The organism is Collinsella aerofaciens (assembly GCF_039758965.1).
GTDB classification, from domain to species: Bacteria; Actinomycetota; Coriobacteriia; order Coriobacteriales; family Coriobacteriaceae; genus Collinsella; species Collinsella aerofaciens_BR.
This window is the reverse complement of the sequence record NZ_JBDMSL010000051.1, coordinates 1-2,100: the sequence shown is the minus strand read 5'-3', so window position 1 is coordinate 2,100 and position 2,100 is coordinate 1. Positions and strand designations below refer to the sequence as shown.

Below are 2,100 nucleotides of genomic sequence, written 5' to 3'. Positions count from 1 at the left end.
GGGTATCGGGTTCCCACATTCATCCGCACATGTGCGGATGAATGTGGGAGGTGTTCGGATGAAGTTGATAATCAAGGCAGCGAAAGTGCATGTTATTTAGGACAGTCAAATTCTTTGAATAACAAATGACTGCTTTATAATTACATAATAGAGTTCACCCGGAAGGAGCGATCGATGAAAAGCAAACGATTTGCCCTGAATGCACTACTGGTAGTAGCAATATTGACGCTCTTCGTCTTTTCGGACTCATACATGAATCAGCCAAGATTTGGATATGCTTTATACGCTGTGTTTTCCGGCGAAACAACTTACAACACTTACAACACTATTGGCTTCATTGACGCAATCTTTTTCTATGTAGTCGGCCCCTTATCAAGCGAACTGGTCGCTTTCCTTGTCTGCCTCAACCTGAATCAACGAAGCCAAACTCATTCAGCGACTTCGGCCAAACAAGGAATCAATCTCTTCGCAATTACGATAATTCTGCAAATTCTGACAGTGTTGATTATCGCCCTGACCGCAACAAACGTTTTGAAGTATGAGTTCGGATTCATCGCGAGCTGCCTGATGGCAATTGCCGCGGGTATAGCGGTCTCGTATACGACACCGGCAAAGAAGTGGCTCAACTAACAGGGCCTATTTGGAATCCGAATCGTCCATGGAGCCGTCGATGCCGGTTTTGGTGTCGTCGTCCGTATTGGAATCGTCATCCTTGGGGCTTATAGGACAAAATGTGTATATCTCATAATGTATACGTTGCACCATGAGAGAGGGGTCTGTCATGAGCTGGAAACCGAGAAAATGCGTTATCGCCGGTCTCGTGACAACCGGTCCTGGCGGCGGCTTGTTTGCAACCGCAATGACATCGTACCGACTTTTCACTTGCCTGTTCTGAAAGGCAGTTGCCATGCTGTCGCAAAATCAATCGAGATTCTTGGTCACAATCGGCTTTGCCCTGCTCGCATTACTCTTTGCTAGCGACCTTTTGCTGAAACCGCCCAAGGAACTCGTTTTGCTTGCCATAGACTGCATTTCCGCCCTTTACTTTACGGCAACCCTAATCATCGGACTAAAGGAGAGGAAAAAGGGCGCAGTCGTTGCATCTGCCGTAGGCGTGATCATAACCATTGCATCATTCTTTATCTGACACATTGGTGATCTAGGGGCGATATCGTAGGAATACGACCGGGAGAGCCGGGACCAGATTGCCCGGGTTGCCCGGTCGGCTCGCGCGACGGCGCGGCGGTTCCACAGAAAGATCTCCGGACTTCACGCCGTTTCTGATCGCATTGTAGACAGCCATCTCGTCTTCGCAGTCGGCGAGCACGCGGTGTGCGTCGTCGTTTTGGATGTCCAGTAAATCTCTAAGGTCCTCCATGCACCAGCGTCCGAGATCTGGCCATGCGCGTTGCGCGAGCTGATAAGTGTCGATTGCGATGTTGTAGTTAAAGTCCAGGCCAAAGCCGTCCAAGGCAGAACGGCTTTGTTTCCTTGATTATCAACTTCATCCGGACACTTCCCGCATTCATCTGTGTGTGTACGGATGAATGCGGGGTTCAATACCCCGGCGGCCTGATCGGCAGGCCGCCGGGAACTCTCACTCCTCGATAAAAGCCGGCACTCGGTTAGTCCTGCGCATCTTGAAATCGCCGGTCTCGTGGGAGACGTAGAGAATGCCGTCCATCCCGTCTCGCGATGCATATGAAAGGTGAACAGAACCGCAATCCGCTCCATCATCGTCGAGAAGATCGAACGAATTCGGGTCGCTCGTTGCGGCCAAACGACCACTCAGACAAGAGCCATCGTCATTACAGATTTGCCATTCCATGTCTTCGCCTGCAAGAATCGCCATAGACGGCCTGGTCGCGCCATCGTTGACATACATCCCGTCTATGCCAAACCCATTTTCAGCGCCATCGATGAACGACTGCTCGGACCTATACCTCGCAAATGATGCACATAGCACCATTGCAAGGCAAAGGACAAAGCCAACAATCGCTATCTTTGCATAGCTCTTGCCTATCATGTCATTCACCTCCTTCGTATGTATCGAGGTATTCCTGCTTGAGCGTCTGCGAGGACGACTTGATCTTTTCCACG

The 2,100-nt window shown here is 50.2% G+C and carries 4 protein-coding genes; 2 read left to right on the top strand and 2 right to left on the bottom strand.

What is annotated here, in order from left to right; all coding sequences use genetic code 11:
* Positions 1 to 174 precede the first annotated feature (174 nt).
* Both ABHU32_RS09975 and ABHU32_RS09970 read left to right on the top strand, forming a co-directional pair.
* Entirely contained in the window at positions 175 to 630 is a 456-nt protein-coding gene (locus ABHU32_RS09975; RefSeq protein ID WP_138341014.1) for a hypothetical protein, read from the top strand.
* Positions 631 to 907: 277 nt separating this feature from the next.
* A complete protein-coding gene (locus ABHU32_RS09970; protein ID WP_346979814.1) occupies positions 908 to 1,147 on the top strand; it encodes a hypothetical protein in 240 nt (79 codons plus the stop codon).
* A gap of 12 nt (positions 1,148 to 1,159) precedes the next feature.
* On the opposite strand, the gene ABHU32_RS09965 is transcribed toward ABHU32_RS09970, so the two are convergent.
* Both ABHU32_RS09965 and ABHU32_RS09960 read right to left on the bottom strand, forming a co-directional pair.
* Entirely contained in the window at positions 1,160 to 1,471 is a 312-nt protein-coding gene (locus tag ABHU32_RS09965) for a hypothetical protein (protein WP_346979813.1), read from the bottom strand.
* A gap of 126 nt (positions 1,472 to 1,597) precedes the next feature.
* Positions 1,598 to 2,026, bottom strand: coding sequence for a hypothetical protein (locus tag ABHU32_RS09960; protein ID WP_346979812.1), 429 nt, complete (start codon positions 2,024 to 2,026; stop codon positions 1,598 to 1,600).
* Positions 2,027 to 2,100: the final 74 nt, after the last annotated feature.

Excerpts from the sequence above, each read along its gene's own strand:
- ABHU32_RS09975 (WP_138341014.1), top strand. The coding sequence starts at position 175 with ATGAAAAGCAAACGATTTGCCCTGAATGCACTACTGGTAGTAGCAATA.
- ABHU32_RS09970 (WP_346979814.1), top strand. The coding sequence starts at position 908 with ATGCTGTCGCAAAATCAATCGAGATTCTTGGTCACAATCGGCTTTGCC.
- ABHU32_RS09960 (WP_346979812.1), bottom strand. The coding sequence starts at position 2,026 with ATGATAGGCAAGAGCTATGCAAAGATAGCGATTGTTGGCTTTGTCCTT.